This window comes from Rhizobacter sp. P5_C2, assembly GCF_054049715.1.
Map to the genome: position 1 here is coordinate 1 of NZ_JBFULV010000068.1, position 24,183 is coordinate 24,183.

Annotated in this window: 24 protein-coding genes; 12 read left to right on the forward strand and 12 right to left on the reverse strand. The window is 70.3% G+C overall.

Annotated elements, in window-relative coordinates; all coding sequences use genetic code 11:
* Together ACXJLU_RS22465 and ACXJLU_RS22470 are read right to left on the reverse strand one after the other, a co-directional pair.
* A partial coding sequence (locus ACXJLU_RS22465; RefSeq protein WP_457334783.1) for a cation transporter occupies positions 1-741 on the reverse strand: 741 nt, incomplete at its 3' end.
* Positions 742-855: 114 nt separating this feature from the next.
* Positions 856-2,718: a TonB-dependent receptor plug domain-containing protein gene (locus tag ACXJLU_RS22470; RefSeq protein WP_457334785.1), complete on the reverse strand. Its 1,863-nt coding sequence runs from the start codon at positions 2,716-2,718 to the stop codon at positions 856-858.
* A 228-nt stretch (positions 2,719-2,946) separates the two neighbouring features.
* On the opposite strand from ACXJLU_RS22470, the gene ACXJLU_RS22475 reads away from it, so the two are divergent.
* Positions 2,947-3,786 carry a class II glutamine amidotransferase gene (locus ACXJLU_RS22475; RefSeq protein ID WP_073466909.1) on the forward strand — a complete coding sequence of 280 codons (840 nt, stop codon included), beginning with the start codon at positions 2,947-2,949 and terminating at the stop codon, positions 3,784-3,786.
* 54 nt (positions 3,787-3,840) lie between these two features.
* On the forward strand, positions 3,841-4,341 hold the full coding sequence (locus ACXJLU_RS22480) for a DNA-binding protein (RefSeq protein WP_457334787.1): 501 nt from the start codon (positions 3,841-3,843) through the stop codon (positions 4,339-4,341).
* Here the strand turns inward: ACXJLU_RS22480 and ACXJLU_RS22485 are convergent.
* The gene (locus tag ACXJLU_RS22485; protein WP_457334789.1) at positions 4,319-5,443 is read right to left on the reverse strand and encodes a DUF748 domain-containing protein; all 1,125 of its coding nucleotides are present in this window, start codon (positions 5,441-5,443) and stop codon (positions 4,319-4,321) included. The genes ACXJLU_RS22480 and ACXJLU_RS22485 overlap by 23 nt on opposite strands.
* 44 nt (positions 5,444-5,487) lie before the next feature.
* On the reverse strand, positions 5,488-6,036 hold the full coding sequence (locus ACXJLU_RS22490; RefSeq protein WP_457334791.1) for a YgjV family protein: 549 nt from the start codon (positions 6,034-6,036) through the stop codon (positions 5,488-5,490).
* A 109-nt stretch (positions 6,037-6,145) separates the two neighbouring features.
* Between ACXJLU_RS22490 and pcp the strand changes: the two genes are divergently transcribed.
* Complete coding sequence (gene pcp / locus ACXJLU_RS22495) at positions 6,146-6,811, forward strand: pyroglutamyl-peptidase I (protein ID WP_457334793.1); 666 nt, start codon at positions 6,146-6,148, stop codon at positions 6,809-6,811.
* Between the two features lie 14 nt (positions 6,812-6,825).
* Here the strand turns inward: pcp and ACXJLU_RS22500 are convergent, their stop codons facing one another.
* Positions 6,826-7,584: a substrate-binding domain-containing protein gene (locus ACXJLU_RS22500; protein WP_457334795.1), complete on the reverse strand. Its 759-nt coding sequence runs from the start codon at positions 7,582-7,584 to the stop codon at positions 6,826-6,828.
* A 71-nt stretch (positions 7,585-7,655) separates the two neighbouring features.
* The gene (locus tag ACXJLU_RS22505) at positions 7,656-9,470 is read right to left on the reverse strand and encodes a M66 family metalloprotease (RefSeq protein WP_489742221.1); all 1,815 of its coding nucleotides are present in this window, start codon (positions 9,468-9,470) and stop codon (positions 7,656-7,658) included.
* A gap of 19 nt (positions 9,471-9,489) precedes the next feature.
* On the opposite strand from ACXJLU_RS22505, the gene ACXJLU_RS33570 reads away from it, so the two are divergent.
* Both ACXJLU_RS33570 and ACXJLU_RS22510 read left to right on the forward strand, forming a co-directional pair.
* Positions 9,490-9,861: a hypothetical protein gene (locus ACXJLU_RS33570; protein WP_489742225.1), complete on the forward strand. Its 372-nt coding sequence runs from the start codon at positions 9,490-9,492 to the stop codon at positions 9,859-9,861.
* A 126-nt stretch (positions 9,862-9,987) separates the two neighbouring features.
* The gene (locus ACXJLU_RS22510) at positions 9,988-10,986 is read left to right on the forward strand and encodes a transporter (RefSeq protein WP_457334799.1); all 999 of its coding nucleotides are present in this window, start codon (positions 9,988-9,990) and stop codon (positions 10,984-10,986) included.
* A gap of 6 nt (positions 10,987-10,992) precedes the next feature.
* On the opposite strand, the gene ACXJLU_RS22515 is transcribed toward ACXJLU_RS22510, so the two are convergent.
* Positions 10,993-12,213, reverse strand: coding sequence for an MFS transporter (locus ACXJLU_RS22515; RefSeq protein ID WP_457334801.1), 1,221 nt, complete (start codon positions 12,211-12,213; stop codon positions 10,993-10,995).
* Positions 12,214-12,314: 101 nt separating this feature from the next.
* On the opposite strand from ACXJLU_RS22515, the gene ACXJLU_RS22520 reads away from it, so the two are divergent.
* The 4 genes from ACXJLU_RS22520 (at position 12,315) to ACXJLU_RS22535 (ending at position 16,252) form a co-directional block, all read left to right on the forward strand.
* The gene (locus ACXJLU_RS22520) at positions 12,315-13,286 is read left to right on the forward strand and encodes a LysR family transcriptional regulator (RefSeq protein WP_457334803.1); all 972 of its coding nucleotides are present in this window, start codon (positions 12,315-12,317) and stop codon (positions 13,284-13,286) included.
* Positions 13,287-13,380: 94 nt separating this feature from the next.
* A complete protein-coding gene (locus tag ACXJLU_RS22525) occupies positions 13,381-13,980 on the forward strand; it encodes a PEPxxWA-CTERM sorting domain-containing protein (RefSeq protein WP_457334805.1) in 600 nt (199 codons plus the stop codon).
* A 46-nt stretch (positions 13,981-14,026) separates the two neighbouring features.
* The gene (locus tag ACXJLU_RS22530; protein ID WP_457334807.1) at positions 14,027-15,898 is read left to right on the forward strand and encodes a bifunctional metallophosphatase/5'-nucleotidase; all 1,872 of its coding nucleotides are present in this window, start codon (positions 14,027-14,029) and stop codon (positions 15,896-15,898) included.
* Between the two features lie 132 nt (positions 15,899-16,030).
* Positions 16,031-16,252: a hypothetical protein gene (locus ACXJLU_RS22535; protein ID WP_457334809.1), complete on the forward strand. Its 222-nt coding sequence runs from the start codon at positions 16,031-16,033 to the stop codon at positions 16,250-16,252.
* Between the two features lie 14 nt (positions 16,253-16,266).
* Here ACXJLU_RS22535 and ACXJLU_RS22540 read toward each other — a convergent pair whose 3' ends face one another.
* A complete protein-coding gene (locus tag ACXJLU_RS22540; RefSeq protein WP_457334811.1) occupies positions 16,267-16,680 on the reverse strand; it encodes a hypothetical protein in 414 nt (137 codons plus the stop codon).
* Positions 16,681-16,768: 88 nt separating this feature from the next.
* On the opposite strand from ACXJLU_RS22540, the gene ACXJLU_RS22545 reads away from it, so the two are divergent.
* On the forward strand, positions 16,769-16,996 hold the full coding sequence (locus ACXJLU_RS22545) for a hypothetical protein (protein ID WP_457334813.1): 228 nt from the start codon (positions 16,769-16,771) through the stop codon (positions 16,994-16,996).
* 12 nt (positions 16,997-17,008) lie between these two features.
* The gene (locus ACXJLU_RS22550) at positions 17,009-18,499 is read left to right on the forward strand and encodes a CYTH and CHAD domain-containing protein (protein WP_457334815.1); all 1,491 of its coding nucleotides are present in this window, start codon (positions 17,009-17,011) and stop codon (positions 18,497-18,499) included.
* A 6-nt stretch (positions 18,500-18,505) separates the two neighbouring features.
* Here the strand turns inward: ACXJLU_RS22550 and pgm are convergent, their stop codons facing one another.
* Positions 18,506-20,161: a phosphoglucomutase (alpha-D-glucose-1,6-bisphosphate-dependent) gene (gene pgm, locus ACXJLU_RS22555; RefSeq protein WP_457334817.1), complete on the reverse strand. Its 1,656-nt coding sequence runs from the start codon at positions 20,159-20,161 to the stop codon at positions 18,506-18,508.
* A gap of 195 nt (positions 20,162-20,356) precedes the next feature.
* Here pgm and ACXJLU_RS22560 point away from each other — a divergent pair, with 195 nt between their 5' ends.
* On the forward strand, positions 20,357-21,448 hold the full coding sequence (locus ACXJLU_RS22560) for an HrpF/NolX family T3SS translocon protein (protein WP_457334819.1): 1,092 nt from the start codon (positions 20,357-20,359) through the stop codon (positions 21,446-21,448).
* Positions 21,449-21,619: 171 nt separating this feature from the next.
* Here ACXJLU_RS22560 and ACXJLU_RS22565 read toward each other — a convergent pair whose 3' ends face one another.
* The 3 genes from ACXJLU_RS22565 to ACXJLU_RS22575 all read right to left on the reverse strand — a co-directional run bounded on the left by ACXJLU_RS22565 (position 21,620) and on the right by ACXJLU_RS22575 (position 24,176).
* The gene (locus ACXJLU_RS22565; RefSeq protein WP_457334821.1) at positions 21,620-22,783 is read right to left on the reverse strand and encodes a hypothetical protein; all 1,164 of its coding nucleotides are present in this window, start codon (positions 22,781-22,783) and stop codon (positions 21,620-21,622) included.
* A gap of 21 nt (positions 22,784-22,804) precedes the next feature.
* A complete protein-coding gene (locus ACXJLU_RS22570) occupies positions 22,805-23,692 on the reverse strand; it encodes a hypothetical protein (RefSeq protein ID WP_457334823.1) in 888 nt (295 codons plus the stop codon).
* A gap of 115 nt (positions 23,693-23,807) precedes the next feature.
* Positions 23,808-24,176, reverse strand: coding sequence for a response regulator (locus ACXJLU_RS22575; protein ID WP_457334825.1), 369 nt, complete (start codon positions 24,174-24,176; stop codon positions 23,808-23,810).
* Between the last annotated feature and the right edge of the window lie 7 nt (positions 24,177-24,183).

Below are 24,183 nucleotides of genomic sequence, written 5' to 3' on the forward strand. Positions count from 1 at the left end.
GTCCGCGCGCGCGACGCGCTCGGCCGAGCCGTCGGCATTCAGCCGCAGCGCGGTGTCGGGCAGCGCCGACAGCGCGCCATCGAGCGCCTCGGCCGCGCGGTGGCGCGCCTTCATCTGCAGCCCGCGGCCGCCGAGCAGGAAGGTGACGAACATCGTCAGCGAATCGAAGTACACCTCGTGGCCGAACGGGCCGGCGGGGTCGAACGCGGCGCCGGTGCTCGCGACGAAGGTCGCCGCGATGCCGAGCGCGACCGGGATGTCGGCGCCGATGCGGCCGCTGCGCAGGCTGCGCCACGCGCCCTGGAAGAACGGCGCGGCCGACCACCACAGAACCGGCAGCGTCAGCACCCAGGCGCCCCAGTCGAGCAGCTGCTTCATGTCGGGCGCCAGCTCGCCGGGCCGCGCCACGTAGTGCGGCGTCGCGAGCATCATCACCTGCATCATGCAGAAGCCGGCGACGAACAGGCGCCACAGCGCGGTGCGCGATTCGCGCTGCCGCAGCGCGCGAGCCGAGGCCGGCGTGTCGGGCGCGGCGTCGTAGCCGGCGCGGCGGATCGCACCGATCAGCGCGTCGAGCGTGGTGCGCGCCGGGTCCCAGGCGACGCTGGCGGCATGCGTCGCGGCATTGACGCAGCAGGTGCCGGCGCCATCGACCGCACGCACCGCCTGCTCGATGAGCCCGGCGCAGGCGCCGCATTGCAGGCCGGCGAGCTGCAGGCCGGCACGCTGGGTCGTCGTCAATGCAATGTCCACAGGGTTCCCGGATCGACCGGGCGGCGCTGGATCCCAGCACCTGGAGCGCCCGTGGCGGCAGTCTCCCGCCTTCAGGCCGCCGCGGACTTGATCGGGATCAAGTCAGACGCCCCAGGCGAGCCACATCGCGAGCGTGCGCACCTCGCGGTACGGGAACGGCGTGTTGGGCGGCCTGAAGTCCGGCAGGCTGTCGTGGTTGAGTTGCTGGATCGCCGATCCGAACTCCACGTGGCCCGGCAACTGCTGGCGGTACGCCAGGTCGAGCACGCCGCGCCCGGGCGAGAAGCCGACGTTCAGGTTCGAGCGGGCGCGCAGGCCCAGTTCCACCGACTGCCGGTCGTTGAGCCGGTACAGCGCCCGCGCCTTGAACGTCCGGTCCGGCGTCGCACCGAAGTAGCCCTCTTCGGTGGCCAGCGGCGAACTGCGGGTGTCGGCGATGTCGAAATGCGCCCGCAGCACCGTGAGCGAGGCCTGGACATCCCAGCGCTGCGTCGCCTGCCAATGGACATCGGCCTCCGCACCGCGCACGCGCAGCTTGGTGTCCAGCGGCGGCTGCGTGGTCGCGCCGAGCGCCGCAGGCACCTGCAGCGAGGTGAAGCGCTGCTCGAAAACCGCCGCGTTGACCTGCAGGCTGCTGCTGGCCTTCCAGCGCAGCCCGGTCTCGATCGACGGGATGGTCAGCTCCTGCCCGCCGTCCGGCGAGGTGCCGGAGCGCGACAGGCCGGCCCACAGCGACAGCGCGGGCGTGGCCGACCAGCGCAGCCGCAAGGTGGCCGCGTAGATGTTGTCGGCATCGGTCGCGCGGAACAGCCGCTGGGCCTGCGCGCCGACGATCACCGCGCCCTGGTTGTCGGCGAAATGCCATTCGTCCTGCCCGAACACCTGCATCAACTGCGAGGCCGTTTCGCCGGGCTGGGCACCACCGCCCCCGCCGCCACCGGCCGCGCCGGAGCGGGTCGTCCAGGTGCTGCGCACGCTGCCGCCGGCGATCACGTCATGCGGGCCGAAGCGCCAGAAGCGCTGGCCGGAGAGGTCGACGTTGCGACGGTCGGTTTCGGCGCCGCCGATGGCCCCGGTCTTCATCTCCTGCGCGTAGCCCGCGAGCTCGAGCCGGCCGTCCTGCGGCTGCGGCACCGACATCCGTGCGCTCCACTCGCGCTGCGTGCTGTGCCCCTCGCGGCGCACCACCGCACGGCCGACGTTCGCGTTGGCGCCGCCGATGCCGTTGTAGGCGTTGACGTCGAACACCACCTCGGCGCCGCCCTCGGCCGTCAGGCGCGCGGTGGCGTCGAGGGCGCGGTCTTCCTGGTTGTCCCAGTCGCGCCGGCCGGCGAAGATGTCCGACCCCGGCTGGTGCTGGCCCGAGACCCAGAACGCCGTGCTCCAGCCGGAATCGCTTCGCGTGCCCCATTGCGCCCCCACGGCCAGGCGCCCGCTGCTGTCGGCATCGACGGCGCCGCTGCTGCCGCTGTCGACCGTGCGCGTCACGACGTTGATCACGCAGTTGGCCGCGTTCGCGCCCCACAGCGTGTTGCCGGCACCGCGCTGCACCTCGATGCGCTGCACGCGTTCGATCGGCATGTTCAGGAAGCCCCACGCGGGACCGCCCCCCGAGCCCTCCTGCTCGCGGCCGTCGCGCATCACCAGCGTGTTGTGCGCGATCAGCGAAGCGCCGTCGCCGCGCGTGGCGACACTCCAGGTGTGGGCATTGAAGCGCTCGACCGTCACGCCCGGCATCCAGGCGAGGGCATCGAGCAGCGTGCGCGCGCCGCCGCGGCGCAGGTCCTCGCCCGCGTACACGCTGGTCGCGATCGCCATGTCCTGCTCGGGCTGCACCCGCCGCCCGAGCGTCGTGAGGTTCACCTCCATCAGGGCTTCGAGCGGTTGGTCGAGCAGGGTTTGCGGTCGCACCTCGCCACAGAAGAACATGGCGGCCAGCAGCAGGCAGGGGTGGTGGGCTCGCATACAACCTCGCTCACTTCGTTGTTGTGAAACAAAGTGTAGGAAGCTGCCCCGGCGAATAACTAGGGCCAAACCCAAAGGAGACGTATGTACCGGCCCAGGATCTAGGGGGAGAGGTGGCGCAGGCCCAGCGCGGCGGCAGCTGTCGGACGCGAATCGTCACCCGCGGCCGGGCACGATGCCTGCATGCGCAAAGCATTGCGTGCAACAAAACCTTCCGGATGCCTCCGCATGTGCCAGCTTCTCGGCATGAACTGCAACAGCCAGGCCTCGATCACGTTCTCGTTCACCGGGTTCCGGCAGCGGGGCGGGCGCACCTCGCACCATGTGGACGGCTGGGGCGTCGGCTTCTATGAACCGGGCGGTTGCCGCGTCTTCCACGACGACCAGCCGGCCAGCGAATCGCCGCTGGCTGCGTTCCTCGGCGACTACCCGATTCCGTCAGCCATCGTCATTTCGCACCTGCGCCGCGCGACCCAGGGCGTGCGTTCGCTGGCCAATTGCCATCCGTTCCAACGCGAGTGGATGGGCCAGCCGTGGTTGTTCTCACACAACGGCGACCTGCGCGGCTTCGAACCTGCGCTGACCGGCCCGTACCGCCCGATCGGCGGCACCGACAGCGAGCGCGCGTTCTGCTGGCTGATGCAGGAGCTGCGCGCGCAGTTCGCCGACCGCGTGCGGCCGGTCGGCTGGGCCGAGCTCGCGCCGCAGATCGCGCTGCTGACCGAGCGCATCGCGCGCCACGGCAATTTCAACTTCCTGCTGTCCAACGGCGAAGCATTGTTTGCTCACTGTTCCAGCAAGCTCTACCTGCTGCAGCGCCAGCACCCGTTCCCGACCGCGCGGCTGCTCGATTGCGACATCAGCCTCGATCTCGGCCGCCTGAATGGTGTCGACGACCGCATGGCGCTGGTGGCCACCGAGCCGCTGACCGACGCCGAGCCGTGGGTGCGGCTGGCGACTGGCGAGATGCGCGTGTTCGTCGGCGGCGAGACCGTGTGGCGCCAGGTCGATCCACGGACCCAGGCGTTTGCGCCGGCCGACGAGCGCGAGGCGCTTGCTGCGAACTGAACCCTGGGCTTGCCGGGGTGTTGTGTTTCATACAGCGTTTGTATGATGCGCAACATGGCCACCGGGATCAAACCGAAGGACGTCTGGGCTGCGTGCGACGCGCTGCTGTTGGCCGGTGAGCGTCCGACCATCGAGCGCGTGCGGCGCCATCTGGGCCGCGGCTCGCCGAACACCGTGAGCCCGCTGCTCGACGATTGGTACGGCCACCTCGGCGGGCGCCTGAAGGACCCCGGCGCCTTCGGCGCGCCGCCCGACGTGCCCGAGCCGGTGATGCAGGCGGCGCGCCATTTCTGGGAGGTGGCGCAGGCCGAAGCGCGGCGCGACGTTGATCAGCGTGTCTTCGACGAACGCCTGCGCGAGGCGATGGCGGCGGCGGTTGCCAACGTGGAGGCCGAGAAGGAGCGGGCCGCGATCGCCGATGCCGCCGCGTTCGAGGCCGCCGGCAAGGCGGTGCGCCTGCAGGCCGAGCTGGGCCGGCGCGACGCGGCACTGGCCGAAGCGCGCCAGCGCATCGACGAACTGAGCCGTGAGCTCAGCGGCCGAACAGGCCTTTGACCATCCCGCCCAGGCCCTTGACCATGCCGGACAGGCTGACGCCGAGGCTTTCGGCCATGCCGGAAGCGATGCGGGTCGCGAGGCTCTCGTTCAGCGAGAAGGCCGGGTCGTCGAGCCGACCCTCCAGCGTGAACTTCACGTCGATCTTGCCGTTCTTCGACATCGCCGCCAGCACCGCCTGGCGTGGCACGCCGGCGAAGGTGGAGAGCGCGCCATCGCTCGCGAACTCGAGGCCGGTCAGCGTCAGCTGGCCGGGCGCCTTCAGCTGGTTGCGCACGACGTTGGCGCGCAGGTCGAGGTCGAGCGTGCCGCGCTTGATGCCCTTGTCGGCCACCTTCAGCAGGTAGGGCTGCAGCGTGACGAGGTCGACATCGTTGAAGCGGGCGCGGATGTCGGCGTCGCGCGACGCGACCGTGTAGTCGCCGTCGATGCGGATGCGGCCGTCGCGCTGCACGCCCTTGAACACGCCGTCGAGTTGCACCTGCAGCGGCTTGTCGAGCTGCGGCAGCACCAGCGGGCCGACGTCGGCATCCACCTGGTCGATCGTCAGGCGCAGCGCCGGCTGGCGCACCGAGCTGTCGAAGAACTCCACCTGCGCGGCGTCGAGCGCGACCCGGCCGATGACCAGCAGCGGCTTGGCCAGCGGGTCGGGCTTGCCGGCGGGCGATGCAGGTTTCGTCTTGTCCTGTGGCCGCTCCAGCAGCGAGGGCAGCACGCGGGTCTTGCCGTCGCGGGTGCGCAGCACGGCCAGATAGGCACCCTCGACGCGCACCTGCGCGATGCGCCACGGCCCGCCGAACAGGCTGCGCGGATCGGGCGTGATGCGCACGCGGCTGGCCCGCAGCTCGTCGGCCACCGGCCAGCCGGCCGGCCCCTGGATGCGCAGGTCGAGCACGTCGATGCCAGTCCAGCCGGGGCGGATCGCGCCGATGCTGGCCCGCGGGCCGAGGGCCAGCGCCACCTGGGCCTGCAGCTGGCGCGTCGCGATGTTCAGCGCGATGACGGCGAGCAGCACCAGGCCGAGGAAGATCGCGCCGGCCAGGGCGAGGCGGCGTTGGAGGCGGGTGAGGTTGCGGAGCCGGGCGGGAATCGAGGGGGTCATGGGGGCGGTCATGGGGCGGGCGCCATGCTACCCAATCACGGGGCTCAGCGCGGCGCGGGGTCGCCTTCGGGGCTGTCGTCGACGGGGTCGCGGTCGAAACGCCAGGCGCCATAGAGCGCCGCGCCGGCGGTCAGCACGTTGGCGGCCATCTGCTCCCAGGCCTCGTAGCTCCACGCGTGGTACATCCACAGCGCCGAGATCGCGAGCATTGAATAGCGCAGCGTGCGCCCGGTCATGTAGAACATCGCGTAGGTGGACCACAGCGAGGCGGCGATCAGGAACAGCGTGCCCCAGCCGTTCCAGGTCAGCAAGCCGGTGGCCACCGTCAGGACACCGAAGGCGGCCAGGCCGAGGCTGCGTGCGCCGGCGCCGTGCTGCAGCGTGGCGGCCGAGGTCGCAGTGCGGCCGGCGCTGACCAGGTTCAGCGCCGCCGCGGTGTGGGCCCCGATCAGCACGTTGTTGAGCGCCCACAGCAGGCCGGCGAAACCGGACTGCAGCCGCAGCGATTTCTCGCAGCGGCGCAGCATCGCGAAGGCGTTCATGGCCAGCGCGGCGAGGCCGGTGGCGTGGATGAGCAGGTCGTCGAGCGGCATGGTGGGGTGCCGACAGTCTCCGGCCGCGGCCCGACCGGCGGTCCGCGGAATCGAACCCGGATGACGGCGCATCTCGCCGATGGGGGTGGCTGGGTGGGTAGGATGTCGCATGACCCGACCCACCCCCGCGCAGACCGTCCTCGTCACCGGCTTCGAGCCGTTCGGCGGCGAAACCCTCAATCCCTCCTGGGAGGCGGCCCGCGCGCTTGACGGCGAACCCCTCGGCCATGCGGTGTTCGCGGCGCGCCGGCTGCCGTGCGTGGTCGATGATGCCGGGCCGGCGCTGATCGACGCGATCGAGGAGTTGAACCCGGCCCTCGTGCTGTGCCTGGGCCTGGCCGGCGGGCGCACCGATGTCTCGATCGAGCGCGTGGCGATCAACATCGTCGATGCGCGCATCCCCGACAACGCCGGCCGGCAGCCGGTCGACGAGCCGGTGGTGGAGGGCGGCCCGGCCGCGTACTTCTCGACGCTGCCGATCAAGGCGATGCTGCGTGCGCTGCACGACGACGGCATCCCGGCGTCGATCTCGTCGACGGCCGGCACCTATGTGTGCAACGCGGTGTTCTACGCGCTGGCGCACTACCTCGCGAGCGAGCGCCCCGCGCTGCGCGGCGGCTTCATCCACGTGCCCTGGCTGCCGGCGATGGCGACGCGCCATGCGGGCGCGCCGAGCCTCGCGCTCGACGCGGTGGTGCAGGCGGTGCGGGTGATGGCGTTGACGGCGCTGGGCGTCGAGCGCGACATCCGGCTGGCCGCCGGCACCACACACTGAAAAACACGCCCTGATCAGGGCGGCAACATGCCCTTGCTGCGCAGCGCCTGCCGGCCTTCGTCGCTCGAGAGGGTCTTCAGGAATTCGGCGGCGGCCGCCCGTTGCGTGCTGGCCGTGCCGAGCGCGCCGGCATAGGTCGTGTAGTTCTGGATCTCCGGCGGCAGCATCCCGACCAGGTCGACACCGGCCACCGGCAGGATCTCGCTGACCTGCTGGATCGCCAGGTCGGCCTCGCCGCTGACCAGCCTCTCGGCCGACAGCCCGCCGGCCACCAGCACCGCCTTCGGCCGCACCACCTGCGCGACGCCGAGCTTCTCGAACAGGCCGTCGAGGTAGATGCCGCTGGTGCCGCCGGACGCGGGGTCGATGTAGGCGATCTTGCGCACGTCGATCAGCGCGTGCCTGAACTCCTCGACCGTGCCGATCGCCGGCTTCGGCGCGCCGGCCTTCACCGCGACGCCGATTCCCACCTTGGCGAGCGGCACGATGCTGTCGGGCAGCACCTTGCCGTCCTTCGCGAGCGGCTGCAGCGCCGCCGGCGTCAGCACCAGCACGTCGAAGGCCTCGCCGCCGGCCACGCGCTTCGCGAGCGCACCGGCGGTGTCGTTCGCGACCTCGACCTTGTGGCCGGTGCGCGCCTCGAAGGCCGGCACCATCGCGACGACGACCTGCTTGAACGCGCCGCTGGTCAGCACCTTCAGCGTGTCGGCCGCGGCCGGGCCGGTGGCCAGCGCCAGCAGGGCCAGGGTAGTTGACGTGAGGGATCGGTGCATCGCAAGACCTCCTGGAAACGGCAAGGTCCGCAGTGTGCCCCGACCCGGCCGGGCGTGTGTCAGCGTGTGCGTCAGCGCGTTGGCCGCTTGACCACCGCACCCGCCTTGCAAGCCGCCGCATCGAACTGCGTCGTGCCCGGCGCACCCGGTCCGCCGCCGAAGCCCGCGGCCGGCGTCCATTCGTTGACCAGCGGGTAGCCGGTGGTGCCCAGGTCGGTGGTGCGGATCGCGGTGAGGCGGGCTTGCCACTTCGAGCCGAACGGCGTGTTGAACAGCTGCAGCTTCGCCAGCCCGCCATGGCCGGTCGGCAGGTTGACGGCGTAGCTCGAGAAGTTGTCGCCGTTCAGCACGTCCTTCGTGCTCGGGCGCACGTCGCCGTCGGTCAGGTGGTAGCCCATCGACAGCAGGTTGCGCAGCACCGTGCCGTCGGCGTACGTCGCCACCAGCGTGTAGTCGCAGCCGTTGTAGACGCAGTAGTAGCCGCCCCAGGCGCCGGGCGCGTTGCCGAGCGTCAGGTCCATGTCGGCCTGCACGGTCGGGTCGAGCTGCTTCGGCAGGTTGCCGGTCCAGGCCGGCGTCACGACCATGCCGCTGGCGGTCGGCGACAGGTTGAAGTGCGACACCGTGCCGATCACCGTCTGCACCGATTGCCCGGTCTTCACGACGTCGGTGCCGATGCGGGCGCGGTCGCTGTCGGAGAGTTTCTCGAACGCGCCGGTGCCGCGGTTCCAGCGCTTGTAGCCGCCGTCGTAGGCATCGTCGCGGAACACCTTGTCGAGGAAGCCTTCCTGCATCTGCGCGGCCTGGTAGTCGGAGAACGCGTTCCAGCGGTAGGTCTTGGCGTCGCGGTCGTCGTCGCCGCCGGACATCGGCGTGCGCTGGAAGCAGGTGCCGTTGACGGTCCGGCCGTCGCACGACTGGCCGCTGTACTCGAGCGTCGTCAGCAGCTGGTTCTTCAGCGCGTCGTAGCCCCAGGTCGAGCCGCTCTTGGTGCCCATCGGGTACGGGTAGTCGCCGGCATCGGCCGCGGCGTCGGCATGCGGCAGTCCGTAGGCGTGGCCCATCTCGTGGTTGAAGATGGCCGAGTAGACCTGGTCGGGCCGGTAGTCGCCCCCCGAGGTGCCGACACCGCCGCCGCCCAGCCCGCCGCCGGTCGACGCGGCCACCTGCCGGCCGCCGTCGACCGTCTGCACGAAACCGTAGAAGCCGGCCGCAAACGAGCCGTCGCGGTTCGCGCTGGTGCCGCGCATGTCGGCGAGCAGGCGGTAGATGCGGGCGTTGGTGTCGCCGCCGGCCGCCTTGAAATCGGCCCACGAGCCGAAGCTCATCGCCGGGTAGCAGAACTGGTCGTCGTTGCGCGGCCCGACGGCGAGCTGGTCGACGGTGACGGCACCGGTCGTCACCTGCGCGAGCTTCGCGATCGGCAGCTTCTGCTGGTACTCCTGGTCGAGCGTGTAGCCGTTCGTCGAGGCCGACGACAGGGCCCAATCGGGCACCACCGATTGCGCGCCTCGCGCGCCGAACAGGTAGACGGGAACCGTGACGTGGGTCAGCGTGGTGGCCGGCGTGACGCTCAGCGCGACGCTGCGCGGCGACGAGAAATCGCCCTGGCCGACCTCGAGCGTGCTGCCGATCTGGATCCATTCGCGCGGCAGCAGCGCGCTGTACTTGACGCTGGAGTAGGCCGGGCGGCCGCCATCGGTGGCAGGCAGCCTGGCGGGCGCGCTCATCGTCAGCGGGCCGAGCATGCGGCCGTCGGCGAGCTTCGCGCGCACCACCAGCGAACTCACATTCGCGGACGGCTGAACCATCAGCAGCGCGGCGCGATCGGCCACCAGCAGCAGGCGCTTGGTGACCTTGTTCTTCAGGTCGTTGGGCGACTGCATGCTGCGGCCGGTGGCCGGGATGACGTGGGTCTGCGCGAGCTCGACGCTGGCGAGCGTGGGGGTCGGCGCGGGCGCAGGGGCCGGGGCTGGAGCGGGCGAGGGTGCAGGGGCGGGTGCCGGCGCAGGAGCCGGGGCCGGGGCCGGAGAGGGAGCAGGTGCCGGTGCCGGTGCCGGTGCCGGTGCCGGTGCCGGTGCGGGCGATGGTGCCGGTGCGGGAGCAGGTGCCGGTGAAGGCGTCGATGCGGGCGGCGAACCGGCCGGCGTGTCCCCGTCGTCCTTGCCACCGCAGGCGGCCAGCGCGACGGCGGTGAACAGCAAGGCCAGGTGGGTCGTCGTGGACAGGGGCAGGCGCTTCATGCTTCGGGGGGTTCGGGTTGCGGCGCCGCGATGATCCGCGAAGTTCCGTGAAAGCGCATTCACGGCGTTTCATCTTTTCTGCTCTTACACCCGCTTGCAAAGGCGGCGTGTCATCAAGCCGTGTTCTCATCGCAGGTTGCCCGTCACAGGAGGAGCGCCCATGCCGATCACTTACGGAGCCCAGCAGAACGGCCTGCTCTGCGGCTACCGCTTCTCGCCGACCGAATGCGGCGAGCCGATCGACCTCGCCCAGGCCGTCGAATGGCTGAAGCAGCCGGCCGGCGATGCTTTCATCTGGCTGCATTTCGACCTCACGGCGGCCACCTCGCAGGCCTGGATGCAGGCCAACCTGCCGCTCGTGCCGGAATTCTTCGAGGCGCTGCAGCAGGGTTCGCGCTCGACCCGCATCGAGGACGCGCAGGACAACCTGATCGCCGTCGTCAACGACGTGGCCTACGAGTTTGCGTTCGATCCGTCGGAGATCGCGACGCTGTGGATGAGCGTCGACGCGCGGCTGGCCGTCAGCGCGCGGGCGCATCCGCTGCGTTCGATCGACCGGCTGCGCGAGGCGGTGAAGCAGGGCGGGCGCTTCAGCTCGTCGGTCGACTTGCTGAACCACCTGCTGAAGGACCAGGGCGACGTGCTGGTGCGCATCGTGCGCGAGGCGACGCTGAAGGTCGACAGCATCGAGGACAGCCTGTTGCGCGGCCGGCTCGACCGTCGCCGCGCCGAGCTCGGCCAGCTGCGCCGCGTGCTGGTGCGGCTGCAGCGCCTGCTGGCGCCGGAACCCGGGGCGCTGTTCCGGCTGCTGCGCCAGCCGCCGCCGTGGGTCGTGGCCAACGACCTGGAGGAACTGCGCCAGGCCACCGAGGAGTTCTCGCTGGTGATCCGTGACCTCGCGGCGCTGCAGGAGCGCATCAAGCTGCTGCAGGAAGAGATCGCCGCGGAAGTCGGCGAGCAGACCAACCGCAGCCTGTTCACGTTGACGATGGTCACGGTGCTCGCACTGCCGATCAACATCACGACCGGCTTCTTCGGGATGAACGTCGGCGGCATCCCGTTCGGCGAGCACAAGCACGGGTTCCTGGTGGTGGTGCTGATGGTCGTGGTGTTCACCGCGGTGGCGGGCTGGCTGGCGTTTCGCAACCGGGATCGCTGACGGCCTTCAACGCCACAGGCGCACGAGCAGCGCCAGCAGCGCGGCACCGGCCGACAGCCCCGTCACCGCCATCCAACCCCAGTGCGCGAGCGCCACGCTGCCGAGCGCCGAGCCGGTCGCCATGCCAATGAACACCGTCGTGAACAGCACCGCGTTGAGGCGGCTGCGCGCGCCGGGGTCGATGCCGTAGACGATGGTCTGGTGCGCGATCAGCGCGACCTGGATGCCGAGGTCGAAGCCGATCGCGCTGGCGACCAGCAGCCCGAGCTGGGCCTGCGGCGGCACGAACGGCATCAGCCCCATCACCGCGAACGACACCAGCACCAGCCCCGCGCCGACGCGGGTCACGAGCTCCGGCCCGCGGCGGTCGGCCATGCGGCCGGCGAGCGGTGCGGCCAGCGCACCGGCCGCGCCGGCCAGGCCGAACGCGCCGGCCGCCGAGCTGCCGAGGTGGAAGGGCTCGCCGTGCAGCATCACCGCCAGCGTCGACCAGAACGCGCTGAAGCCGACCGACAGCAGCCCTTGGGCCAACGCCGCGCGGCGCAGCGCGCCGTGCTTCAGCCACAGCTTGCCGAGCGAACCGAGCAGCGCGCGGTAGGCGAGGTGGGTGGTCGGCTTCAGCCGCGGCAGGCCACGCCACAGCGCGACGCCGAGCAGTGCGATGGCGGCCGCCGCCGCGATGAACATCGTGCGCCAGCCGAAGTGCTCGGCGACGAAGCCGCTGACCACCCGCGACAGCAGGATGCCGAGCAGCAGCCCGGTCATCACGCTGCCGACCACCTTGCCGCGGTGCGCGTCGGGGGCGAGCGTCGCGGCGGCGGGCACGATGTCCTGCGCCATTGTCGCGGCCAGCCCGATCGCGAGGCTCGCGACCAGCAGCATACCGACCGACGGCGATGCGCCGGCCAGCAGCAGCGCGATGCACAGCGCGGCCGCCTTCGCGAGGATGATGCGGCGGCGGTCGTAGCGGTCGCCGAGCGGCGCAAGGAACAGGATGCCGAGCGCGTAGCCGAGTTGCGTCATCGTCGGCACGAAGCCGATGGCTGACGTGCTGCCCGCGTTGCCGCCGATCTCGGCGCCCAGCACGCCCAGCATCGGCTGGCTGTAGTAGAGCGAGGCCACGCCGAGCCCGGTGCCGGTGGCCAGCAGCAGCACCATCGGCAGCGGGACGTTGCCGGACGGCGTCAAGGCGATCGGCGTGGCATGCGTTGAATGAATGGTGGACATCTCGCGTAAACCCTGAGTTCTGGAACGAAGGGCTGGAGTGTCTCCAGGACAGCGGCGCCTGGGTAGCCCGGCGGCTTGCAGAATTGCTATACGCTGGACGCATGAGCACGTCCACTCCCCACGCCACCGCGCCGGCCGACCGCATCGAGCTGATGGAAACCTTCGTGCGCATCGTCGAGGCCGGCAGCCTGTCGGCCGCGGCGCTGCAGATGGGCGCGACGCAACCCACGGTGAGCCGGCGGTTGCAGGCGCTGGAACGCTCGCTCGGGCTGCGGCTGCTGCAGCGTTCGACCCATGCGATGACGCTGACCGCCGACGGCGAGCGCTGCTACGAGGGCGCGAAGGAGCTGATCGCGAGCTGGAAGGCCTTCGAGTCCGAGTTGCGCGGCGCCGACGACGAGCCCGAGGGCCTGCTGCGCGTGATCGCGCCGCATGCCTTCGGCCAGCAGCTGCTGGTCGGGCCGCTGTCCGACTACATGCGCGCTCACCCGCGCGTCACCGTCGAGTGGCTGCTGCACGACAGCACGCAGGACCGGACGCAGGACAGCACGCCGGATTTCGTCGGCGAGGGCATCGACTGCGCGATCCAGGTCGGCGAGGTGACCGACCCCTCGGTGGTCGCGATCAAGCTGTCGGAGGTGCCACGCATCGTGGTGGCCGCGCCTTCGCTGATGGCCGGGCGCGCCATGCCGGTGCATGCGCGCGATCTCGCCGCGTTGCCCTGGTTGAGTGCACGCAACTTCTACCGCACCGAGGTGCTGCTGAGCCATGTCGACAGCGGCGAGGCGCACCGCGTGGGCTTCCGCCCGCGCCTCACCACCGACAGCTTCTATGCATTGCGCAGTGCCGCGGTGCGCGGCATCGGCATCGGGCTGATGTCGACCTGGATGCTCGCCGACGAGATCGCGGCCGGAAGGCTGGTGCATCTTGCACCGCAGTGGCGCGCGGCGGCGCTGCCGGTGCACCTGATCTACCCGCCGTCGCGCTTCCATCCGGCGCGGCTGCGGCGTTTCGTCGAGGCGATGAAGGCCGCGCTGCCGGCGGCGCTGGCCGAGGTCACGCGTCCGATCTGATCAACCCTGTCGCGGTCATGGGATGGACAGCCGTCGGCAAGAGCCCCGAAAGTCGCGGTCGCGGCATCGCATGGATGCCGTTTCAAGGAGGCTCATGAACAACACCAAGCAATTCGATCGATTCCGATGCAAGGCTGCGGCGGCTGTCGCGGCCGGCCTGCTGGCCGCCGCCGGCGCGGCGCAGGCCACCACCGTGCAACCCGGCCTCGGCCAGTGGGTGGCCTTCGATGTCGACGAGCAGAGCGCTGCGTCGTCCGGCCTCGAATGGATCGACATCAGCGACGGTTCGCTGCTGTCGTTCAGTTTCGCGATCACGGCGCCGACCTGGCTGCGCGTGGTCGATGCGGGCTACGCCGGCGACAGCTTCAACGTGCGGGTGAACGGCCAGAACTGGTCGACCAGCGACGTGCCGGCCGGCAGCGTCGGCGCGTCGCCGAACGTCGGCCTGAACTTCGACGCGGCCTGGGCCAACCCGGCCTACAGCCACGGTGCGTGGCTGCTGAGCACGCCGGGCGACTACACCGTCACCGGTTCGCTGCTGCACAGCGTGGGACTCGATGGCACGCCGCTGAACGCGACCGTCGGTGCGGTGATGCTGTCACCGGTGCCCGAGCCGGCCGCGTGGGCGCTGATGCTCGCCGGGCTGGCCGCAGTCGGCATCGCCGCGCGCCGCCGCTCGAACCCGGCCGCCTGAAGCGGCTCTTCCTGCACACCGCATCGATCGCATCGAAAGGATCCCCATGTTCACCGTTCGTCAGCTGGCCGCGACGGCCGCCGTGGCGCTGTGCGCCTGCGCGCCCGTCACCGCGACCCAGGGCACGGCGCCCGTCCACGTCAAGATCATCGGTTTCAACGATTTCCACGGCAACCTGCAGTCGCCGGGCAACTTCAGCCCGGCCACGCAGAGCTCGTCCAGCGGCGCCGGCCTGGTGCCCGCGGGCGGTGCCGACATGCTGGCCGGCTTCGTCACGCGGCTGAAGGCGCAGAACCCGCTGAACGCGGTGGTCGGTGCCGGCGACATCGTCGGCGCGTCGCCGCTGGTGTCGGCGCTGTTCCACGACGAGCCGACGGTCGAGGCGATGAACCGCATCGGCCTGGAGTTCAACGCGGTCGGCAACCACGAGTTCGACCACGGCTCGCCCGACCTGCTGCGCCTGCAGCGCGGCGGCTGCGCGACGCTGCCGGGCGGCGCGGCCGACCCCAACAGCTGCCGCGGTGCGCAGGTCGGCACGCCGGTGCCGTTCGAGGGCGCGAAGTTCAAGTGGCTGTCGGCCAACGTCTATGTCAGCGCGACCGGCAAGACGCTGCTGCCGGCCTACGGCATCAAGAGCTTCGACGGCGTGCGCATCGCCTTCATCGGCATGACGCTGCGCGACACGCCGACCATCGTGACGCCCAGCGGCGTCGCCGGCCTGGAGTTCCGCAACGAGGCCGACACCGTCAACGCGCTGGTGCCGCGGCTGCGCGCGCTCGGCGTCGAGGCGATCGTCGTGCTGGTGCACCAGGGCGGCTCGCAGGTCGGCAGCAACGAGATCAACGGCTGCGCCGGCGGCCTGGCCGGCTCGGCCATCGCCGACGTGGTGCGAAACCTCGACAACGCGGTCGACCTGGTGGTCAGCGGCCACACCCACACCGCCTACAACTGCCAGCTGCCGAACGCGACCGGGCGCCTGGTGCCGGTGACGCAGGCGGGCGCGTTCGGGCGGGTCGTCAGCGACATCGACCTGACGATCAACCCGTCGAACGGCGACGTGATGTCGGTCAGTGCGACCAACCGCGTCGTCGACCGCAGCGATGCGGCGACCACGCCGAATGCGGCGGTCGCGGCGCTGGTCTCGGCCTACGACGCGCTGGTCGCGCCGATCGCGAACCAGGTGATCGGCAGCATCACACAGGCGCTGCCGGTGACCGCCGACGCGGCCTGCAACACGCCGGCCGGCGAGCTGATCGCCGATGCGCAGCTCGCGGCCACCGCGGCACCGACATTCGGCGGCGCGCAGTTCGCGCTGATGAACCGCGGCGGCGTGCGCAGCCCGGGCTTCAACTTCACGTCGAGCGCGGTCGGCGAGGGCGACGGCAACATCACCTACGGCGAGGCCTTCACGGTGCAGCCGTTCGGCAACAGCCTGGTGACGCTGACGCTGACCACGCAGAACGTGAAGGACGTGCTCGAACAGCAGTTCGCCGGCTGCCGCGGCCAGCTCACGACCGCGACGCGGCTGATGGTGCCGAGCGCCGGGCTGCGCTACACCTGGGACGGCAGCGCCGCCTGCAACGCGCGCGTGCGCAGCCTGACGCTGACGACCGCGGCCGGCACCGAGACGCTGGTGGATGCGGCCGGCACGGTGCTGACCCCGCAGAAGACCTGGCGCGTGACGATCAACAACTTCATGGCGACCGGCGGCGACGGCTTTTCGACCTTCCAGCAGGGCACGTCACTGCTGGGCGGCGCGCAGGACATCGATGCGCTGACGGCCTACCTCGCAGCCTTCAAGGCACCGAACGCGGCCTACAACCCGGCTGCGCCGGCGCTGGGCAAACCGCGCGTGCTGCGGGTCAACCCACCGGCGGGCGGCGGCACCTGCCCGCTCGGCGCGGATGTGAACCCCTGAAGTTGATCTGACGCAAGCCAATCCCGACCCGCTGGGGTGGATTGGCCTCTGACGCGGCCGGCTGGCTTCTTATAATTTTTGCTGCTGCATCGCAGCAAGCCGCATCCACACCCACCTGCACAAGGAGCCGAGATGGAAGTCGACAAGCTGGTCACCGTCTATGGGTTTTCGCTGTTCGACCTCGAGTCGGGCCAGCAATTGCCGTCCACGTTCAAGGCGCCGCGCTCGGTGATCGAGCACGACTTGCTGGGCGTCGTGATGGAAGGCACGGCCGAGCTGGTCGATGCGGAAGCACTCGACGACCAAGGCCGCTTCCGCCGCGTCGCGACGGCCTGGGGCGACCTGACGGTCTGATGGCCTGACGCTCGTCAGTCTTTCGACAGGGCGTCGTCCGCCTTCGGGCGGCCGGTTTTCAGGCTGGGCACGCTGTTCAGCGCGGCCAGCAGGGCCTTGTCGGCCATCGCGTTCAGCGCCGCGATGCCGGCGCGCAGGAGTTCGCTCTTCTTGGTCGGGCGCTTCAGCGCGGCCGCGCGCAGCTTCAGCACGTCGAGCAACTGGTACTCCGATTTCGGGATCGTGAAGCTGTCGCGCACCAGCTTGTGCTTGGGCTTCTCGGCGACCGGCTTTGCGGCGGGGGCCGCGGCCTTCGTCGGAGCGGCTTTCTTGGCGGCAACCTTCTTGGCTGCGACCGGGGTCTTCCTTGCCGGAGCGGCAGCGGTCTTCGTGGTGGTCCTCGTGGTGGTCTTGGCGGCGGTCTTGCGTGGGGTCGGTGATGTGGTCATCGGCTTGACTTCAATGGTTTATACGATATATACCGTTTATACCAGACCTTGACGCGGCGCCATACCGGAGCGGCCCGAGGTCCGGTGAATGGAGCGCATCATGGAGACAAGACGTCTTCGCGAACGACTCGGCCTGATGTCGATCGGCGCATTGATGATGGACCCGCAGTTCGTGCGGAGCGCGGCGCAAGACCGGGGCGACGAGGTTGCCTCGTCCGACACCGATCCGCCGGGCGATGATCTGCCGACGCTTCGCGCGCGTTGGCACACCGGTTGGGACCGCTGGCGCGCGCGCCTGACCCGAGCAAAACCCTGATTCCCATTCCCCATGCATGAGATCGAGCTGAAGTTCCAGATCCCCGAGTCCCGATTCACGCACTTGCGACAACGCTTCCTGCAGGGCCGCACCGAGGCCGTGCGGATGCAGGCGCATTACTTCGACACCGCCGACGGGCTGCTGGCCGGCCACGAGATCGCGTTGCGCCTGCGGCTCGAAGGCTCGCAATGGGTGCAGACGCTGAAGGCCAGCGGCGCGCACGGCGTGTCGCGGCTTGAGCACAACGCGGCGTTGCCGGCCGACGCCGCGCGCGACGGCTCGCCCACCCTCGACATCGACCGCCACCGCGGCTCGCCGGCCCACCAGCGGCTGGTCGACGTGCTCGGCGACACGGTCTTGCACGAGGTGTTCCGCACCGAGGTCGACCGCATCGTGCGCGTCTTCACGCTGCCGGGTGGTGCCGAGATCGAGGCGGCGCTCGACACCGGGCAGGTCGTCGCCGGGGCCGCGACGCACCCGCTGCGCGAGATCGAGTTCGAATGGAAGGCCGGTCCGCTGCACAGCCTGTTCGCGCTGGCCTCTGACTGGGTGGCCGAACACGGCCTGTGGCTCGACATCGTCTCGAAGGCCGAGCGCGGCACCTTGCTGTCGCGCGGGCAAAGCCACCCGGTGGCGGCACGCGCCAAGCCGCCGCAGCTGGCTGCGGATGCCGACGGGCCGGTGCTCGCACGGGCGGCGATCGGTTCCTGCCTGGCGCAGGTGCTGCGCAACGCCAGCGCCGTGGCCTCCGGCAGCCGCCAGCCGGAGCATGTGCACCAACTGCGCATCGGCCTGCGGCGCCTGCGTGTCGTGCTGCGCGAGATGGCGCCGCTCGACTGCGGGCTCGACCCGGGCTGGGAGGCACCGATCGCCGAGCTGTTCCGTCTGCTTGGCACCGACCGCGACCAGCAGATCCTGGAGGACGAGACGGCCGACGCGCTGGCGGCGGCGGGTGCGCCGCCGCTGACGCGGCCCCGTTTGCCGGCAGGCGCCGAGCCGCTCGATGCGCGCGTGCAGCACGCGGAGGTGCAGCAGGTGCTGCTGGCGGTGCAGGCCTATGCGATGGAAGCGTCGGCGGTGAGCGGTGGCGCGCACGAAGGCCCGGCCGTGGCCACCCTCGGCGACCGACTCGATGCCCTGTTGCACCGCCTGATCGACCATTCACGCGGGTTCGTCGATGCCTCTGTCGACGACCAGCACGCGGTGCGCAAGGAACTGAAGCGGCTGCGCTACCTGGCCGAGTTCATCGCGCCGCTGTACCGCGACAAGCCGGTCGCGCGCTTCTTCGACGCGCTGGCGCCCGCGCAGGACGCACTGGGCAAGCACAACGACCTCGCGGTGGCGCTGGCCGCCTACCGCGAGCGCGCCGTGGCCGAGCCCGAAGCCTGGTTCGCGGTCGGCTGGCTGGCCGCGCAGCAGGCGCGTTCGGCCCGCGCGGCGCGCAAGGCGCTGAAGCGCGCCGGCCAGGCCGAGCCGTTCTGGCACGGCAAGCCGCGCGGCTGATGGGGGTCAACCCGCGAGCGCGGCGTCCACCACCCGCTGTGCCTCGTCGAGCAGGCGCTGCAGGTGCGCCGCGTCGCGGAAGCTCTCGGCGTAAATCTTGTAGATGTCCTCGGTGCCCGATGGCCGCGCCGCGAACCAGCCGTTCGCGGTGACCACCTTGATGCCGCCGATCGCCGCGCCGTTGCCCGGCGCGTGGCTCAGCACCTGCACGACCGGGTCGCCGGCCAGCTCGGTCGAGCGTATCTGCTGCGGCGACAGCGCCGCGAGCTGCTTCTTCTGCGCCGCCGTCGCGGCCGCCGACAGCCGGCCCGCGACCGGCCGGCCGAGCGCGCCGGCCAGCTCGTCGTACACGGCACCCAGGTCGCGGCCCTGCGTCGCGGTGATCTCGGCCGACAGCAGCGCGGCGGCGATGCCGTCCTTGTCGGTGCTCCACGCGCTGCCGTCGCGGCGCAGGAAGCTCGCGCCGGCGCTCTCTTCGCCGGCGAAGCCGAGGCTGCCCTTCAGCAGCCCGTCGGCGAACCACTTGAAGCCGACCGGTGCATCGAACAGCGGGCGGCCGAGGCGCGCGGCGATGCGCTCGATCAGCTGCGTCGTGACGACGGTCTTCGCGATGCCGGTCTCGCTCGCCCAACCCGGCCGGTGCCGGAACAGGTGATCGATCATCAGCGACAGGTAGTCGTTCGGCGGCAGCAGGCCGGCGTGCGGCGTCACGATGCCGTGGCGGTCGTGGTCGGTGTCGCACGAGAACGCGACGTCGAAGCGATCCTTCAGCGCGACCAGCCGGTGCATCGCGTACGGCGACGACGGGTCCATGCGGATCTTGCCGTCCCAGTCGAGCGACATGAAGCGGAACGTCGGGTCGACCTCTTCGCTGACGACGGTCAGGTCGAGGCGGTGCTGCTCGGCGATGGCACGCCAGTAGTGCACGCCGGCGCCGCCCAGCGGGTCGACGCCCATGCGCACGCCGGCAGCGCGGATCGCGTCGAGGTCGATCACCTGGCCGAGTTCGCCGACATAGGTGTGGAGGTAGTCGTGGCGGCGCGTGGTGTCGGCCCGCAGCGCGCGCGGTGCAGGCATGCGCTTCACGTCTTTCAGCGCGGTCTCGAGGTGGCGGTTCGCCGCGGCCTGGATCCAGCCGGTGATGGTTTCATCGGCCGGGCCGCCGTTCGACGGGTTGTACTTGAAGCCGCCGTCGCGCGGCGGGTTGTGCGAGGGCGTCATCACGATGCCGTCGGCCAGGCCCTGGCGTGATTCGATGCGCCCGCGGTTGTGCACCAGGATCGCGTGCGACACCGCCGGCGTCGGCGTGAACTCGTCGCCCTCGGCCAGCATCACCGTGACGCCGTTGGCCGCCAGCACCTCGAGCGCGGTGGCCGCGGCCGGCGCTGACAGCGCATGCGTGTCGACGCCGAGGAACAGCGGCCCGGCTATGCCGGCCTGGCGCCGGTGATCGCAGATGCCTTGCGCGATCGCGAGCACATGCCATTCGTTGAACGAGCGGTCGAGCGACGAGCCGCGGTGGCCGGAGGTGCCGAACGCGACGCGCTGCGCCGGCACCGAGGGATCGGGGCGATCGTCGACGTACGCGGCGAGCAGCCGGCCGACATCGATCAGCACCGAGGCGGGTGCCGGTTGCCCGGCGAGTTCATGCGTTGTGCTCATGCGGTCGATGATAGGCAGCGGGCCTCGCGGTGCAGGTGTCGCCGTGTGGCGGGCAGGGCTTTTCGCGATCCCGGTTGCGGCTTCGCATCGCGTCTGCGGCGCTCCCGACGCCGCCCCTAAGGTACGGACCGTTCACCGGGTTTCCATCGCTGCGTCGCAGCGTGCCTGCGGTGATGCGTCGAAAGCGTCTCGATCATGAAGATTCCATTCACCCAACTTCTTCAGGCCGGGGCGCACTTCGCACCGGCCAACGGTGGCCTGCAGAGCCAGGGCCTGCCGGGCGTGGCGGGGCAGCAGGGCCTGGCCCTGCATGGCGGCCAGCAGCAGGGTGCCTTCATCGACCAGGTGATGGGCGGCCTGCAGCTCCCCAAGCTTTCGATCGGCAACGATGACGAGGCGGGCGACCCCGGCATGTCGTCCTCATCGCTGTCGGCGATGATGACGCTGCCGCAGATGCCGCAATCGCAGCCGCAGCAGGCACTGGCGGCACCGCAGGGCGGCCAGTGCGCCGCCGCGCAGCAAGGTGCGCCGGCTGCTCAGAGCGGTCCGGTGATGCCGTCGGCCAACGACAAGGCGCCGCCGGGGGCTTCGGCGCAAAGCATCGTCGACGGCAACCCGACGCTGAAGAACCTGGGCAACCAGAGCGGCGTGAAGGACAACCTGAAGAAGCAGTGCGGCGACTGGGACGATCCGTCGAAGAGCCCGCAGGAGCGTGCCGACTCGGCGCAGCGCGCGTCCAACGTCGTCGACTGGGTCAAGGGCGCGAAGGACCGCGATGGCGACGTGCGCGACAAGGAGGTGAGGACGAACGGCAAGATCGAAGGCTTCACGAAGGACGGCGACGCGCGCCACGGCACCGAGGCCGGCCTGCTGCAGGACTTCGGCAAGTACGGCTACGGGCACCTGAAGGCCGACCAGCGGCTCGACCAGACCAACGACGGCCACGTGAAGAAGAACGGCACCAACATGGACAACGCCGAGTACATCGGCCACAAGATCCTCGACGGCCTGTCGAAGGCCTTCAACTTCATCGGCGACCTGATCAAGAACACGATCGGCAAGATCCCGGGCCTGGGCAAGGTGTTCTCGGCGCTGGCCGAACTCGGCACCAAGACGATCGGCGGTGCGCTGCACGTGGCCGACACCGCGGTGATCGGCGGCGACGTGAAGAAGGCCGGCGTCGAGATGGGGGCGAGCCTGACGGAGACGGCCGTCGGCTTCGCGGACCCGACCGGCCTGGGCGCCAAGGCGGCCGGCGATGCGGTGCGCGGCAGCTACAAAGGCTGACGCAGCAGAAGCTGTGCTTGCACACAGTACTGTATGAAGATACAGTTATCGCCTCGGAGGTCACCCATGTACGCACAACTTCGCCAGAACTATCGTCCCCGCGGCCAGCGCATCCCGGCTTGGCTGGTTCGCGTCTGGCGCTGGCTTTGAACCAGAGGCAGGGGCGGTGCGCTATCGGTTCAGCGCATCGACCTGCCGCTTCGCCTCATCCACATCCTTGTTGAGTTCCGCGAGGTAGCGGCTTCGCTCCTCGCTGCTCCATTCGGCATCGGAAAAATTGTCGAGCGCATACGCCTTGCTGGTGTGCACGCTGCCCACCTGCCTCGGCAGCATCGCGCGGTCCGGAAAGCGGTCGGGCACGAGCAGGAAGCCCTGCACGTCGCGCAACGTCAGCGGGAATGCCGGCTGGCCGTCGCGCACCAGCTTGCCGAACAGGCGCAGCCTGAACTCCTGCTCGCCGACCGCGACCTCGTCGTTGAAGCTCAGCAGTGCGAACGGCTTGCCGGCCGCATCGTCGACGCGCGCGCTGACGACATAGCGGCCGGGCTGCGCGACCTTTGCCTTCAAGAAGAAATCGAGCGAGCCCGCTTGCAGCGCCTCGCGCACGCCGGCCCATTCGGCGGGCACCAGCGGGTTGTAGACCAGGTCGAAGTTGACGTTGCCGAGCTGGCCCGCCTGGTTCAGGTAGGCCTGGATGCGGATCGTGCCGGCGAAGTCCGCAAAGCCCTGCGTCGACGGCTGCAGCACCGCGGCGAGGCTGCCGTCCGCGGCTTCGGTGAACGGCACCGGCACCTGCGGCAGGCCTGCCGGCCGGCGTGCATCGGGCAGGTCGAAGGCCACCGCACGTGTCACCAGCAGCACCAGCGGGCGATCGTCGTCGTCGACGGCACGCACCGTCAGGCGCACCGATTCGGCGCCGCTCGCGAACACCCGGTCCTGCGTGCTGCGCACATGCACGCCCTTGGCCGGCTGACCGCCGGGCGTGCGTAGCGGCATCTCCTCGGCCACCGGATCGAACGGACGCAGCTGGTCGGGGTGCTCGGCCAGCGGACGCGCCTCATGCGGGTAGCGCGTCGACGTCTTGTACTTGGCGAGCGTGTCTTCGGAGCGCGCGAGGCGCTGCTGCCACAGGTCGAGCTGCGCGCGGCGCGCCTGCACCGCGCTCGCGCTGAATGACGCCGGCTGAGGCGCGACCGGTGCTGCGACCGCGGCCGCGACCACCGGTGCCGGCGAGGGCGCCGGCACCTCCGCCGGCGCATCGCGCCCGAAGCTCAATGCCGCCATCAGCGCGACCCCCATCGCGCACGCGGCGGCGACCAGCGCCGGCTTGCCCATGCGTCTTGCCTCTCGAAGCCGTCAGCGAGCGTTGGTCACCATGTCGGCGCGGACCTTGGACACCACGCCTTCCCAGTTCTTGTTCGTGTAGTGGTTGAAGGCCTCGGCATCGTCGCGGAACACCACCGAATGGTTGCTCCATTTCGCGCGCCCGCCTTCGTTGTTCGCGGTGCCCAGCGTCAGGTCGTTGCAGAACCAGTCGCTCGGGTTGCAGAAGCTCGCGCCCGAGCTGCCCGACACGCCGCCGCTCGAGTGGTACGCGACGACCTCGTCGTCCTGCCCCGGCAGCACGAAGGAGTACAGCGTGCCCTTGGAGCCGGCGTACATGTAGAACCAGCTCGCGCGGGTGTTGTTGTGGTCGTACATGGCGCGCGCGGTGGAGGTCTTCAGGTCCGACACCAGCGGTTCCGAGACGGCCCAGTCGCCCGCATCGGCGAGTTCGCTGCCGCCACCGGCGCCGGCCGCGATGTCGACCCATTTGATGTTCCAGCCGGTCTGGGTCGTGCCGTCGCTGTTGCCGCATTCACCGGTCGAGCTCGCGATCGGGTTCTTCTTGTAGCGCGCGGTGCCGCCGTACAGCGAGAGCGCGTAGCCGATCATCAGGTCGCCGGCGCTGTGGGCCGCGACGTAGCACCAGTTCGGCCCGGTGCAATAGCAGTCGAGCGCATTGCGCACGAGATAGTTCTGGTCGGAGACGTGGTTGAAGCCGTCCCAGTTGACCGACTTCTTGTTGACGCCGGCCTCGACGGTCGACGGCCCCCAGTAGCTGAAGTCGGCGTAGTTGCCGAGGATGCCGCCGCCGGTGCGGCCGTTGATCCACAGCGAGTAGTTGGTGGCCAGTGCCGCCGTCGTCAAGCCGACGAGCACGGCGCCGATCCCGGCCAGGCACAGCCGCGTGAGGTGTCGCATCGAGTCCCCCTGTCTGTTATGGAAATCGGCTGTTGTGAAACCGATCTCGCGAGGCCCGAAAAGTACGCTCGTGCGGAAAAGTGCAGAAGCCCGAAGTTCCCCTCTTGACGAGTCCTCAAAGGCCACACAGCTTGCGGAACGGCCCCAGCACCGCCTCGCCGCGGAAGGGCTTGACGATCCAGCCGGTCACGCCGATCGCCTTGGCGCGCTCGCGCATCTCGGCGTTGTCCTCGGTGGTCAGCATCACGATGTGCACCGCCGAGTTCCCGAGCTCGGTGCGGATCTTCTCGGCCATCGTCAGGCCGTCCATGTTCGGCATGTTGATGTCGCTCACCACCAGCTTGATCGACGGGTCGAGCGCCAGCTGGCGCAGGCCGTCGCGGCCGTCGTTGGCCTGGGCCACGTCGAAGCCGTTTTGCCGCAGGAAGGTGCAGACGATCTCGCGCATCGTGTGGGAGTCGTCGACGACCAGGATCTGGGCCATTCAGCGG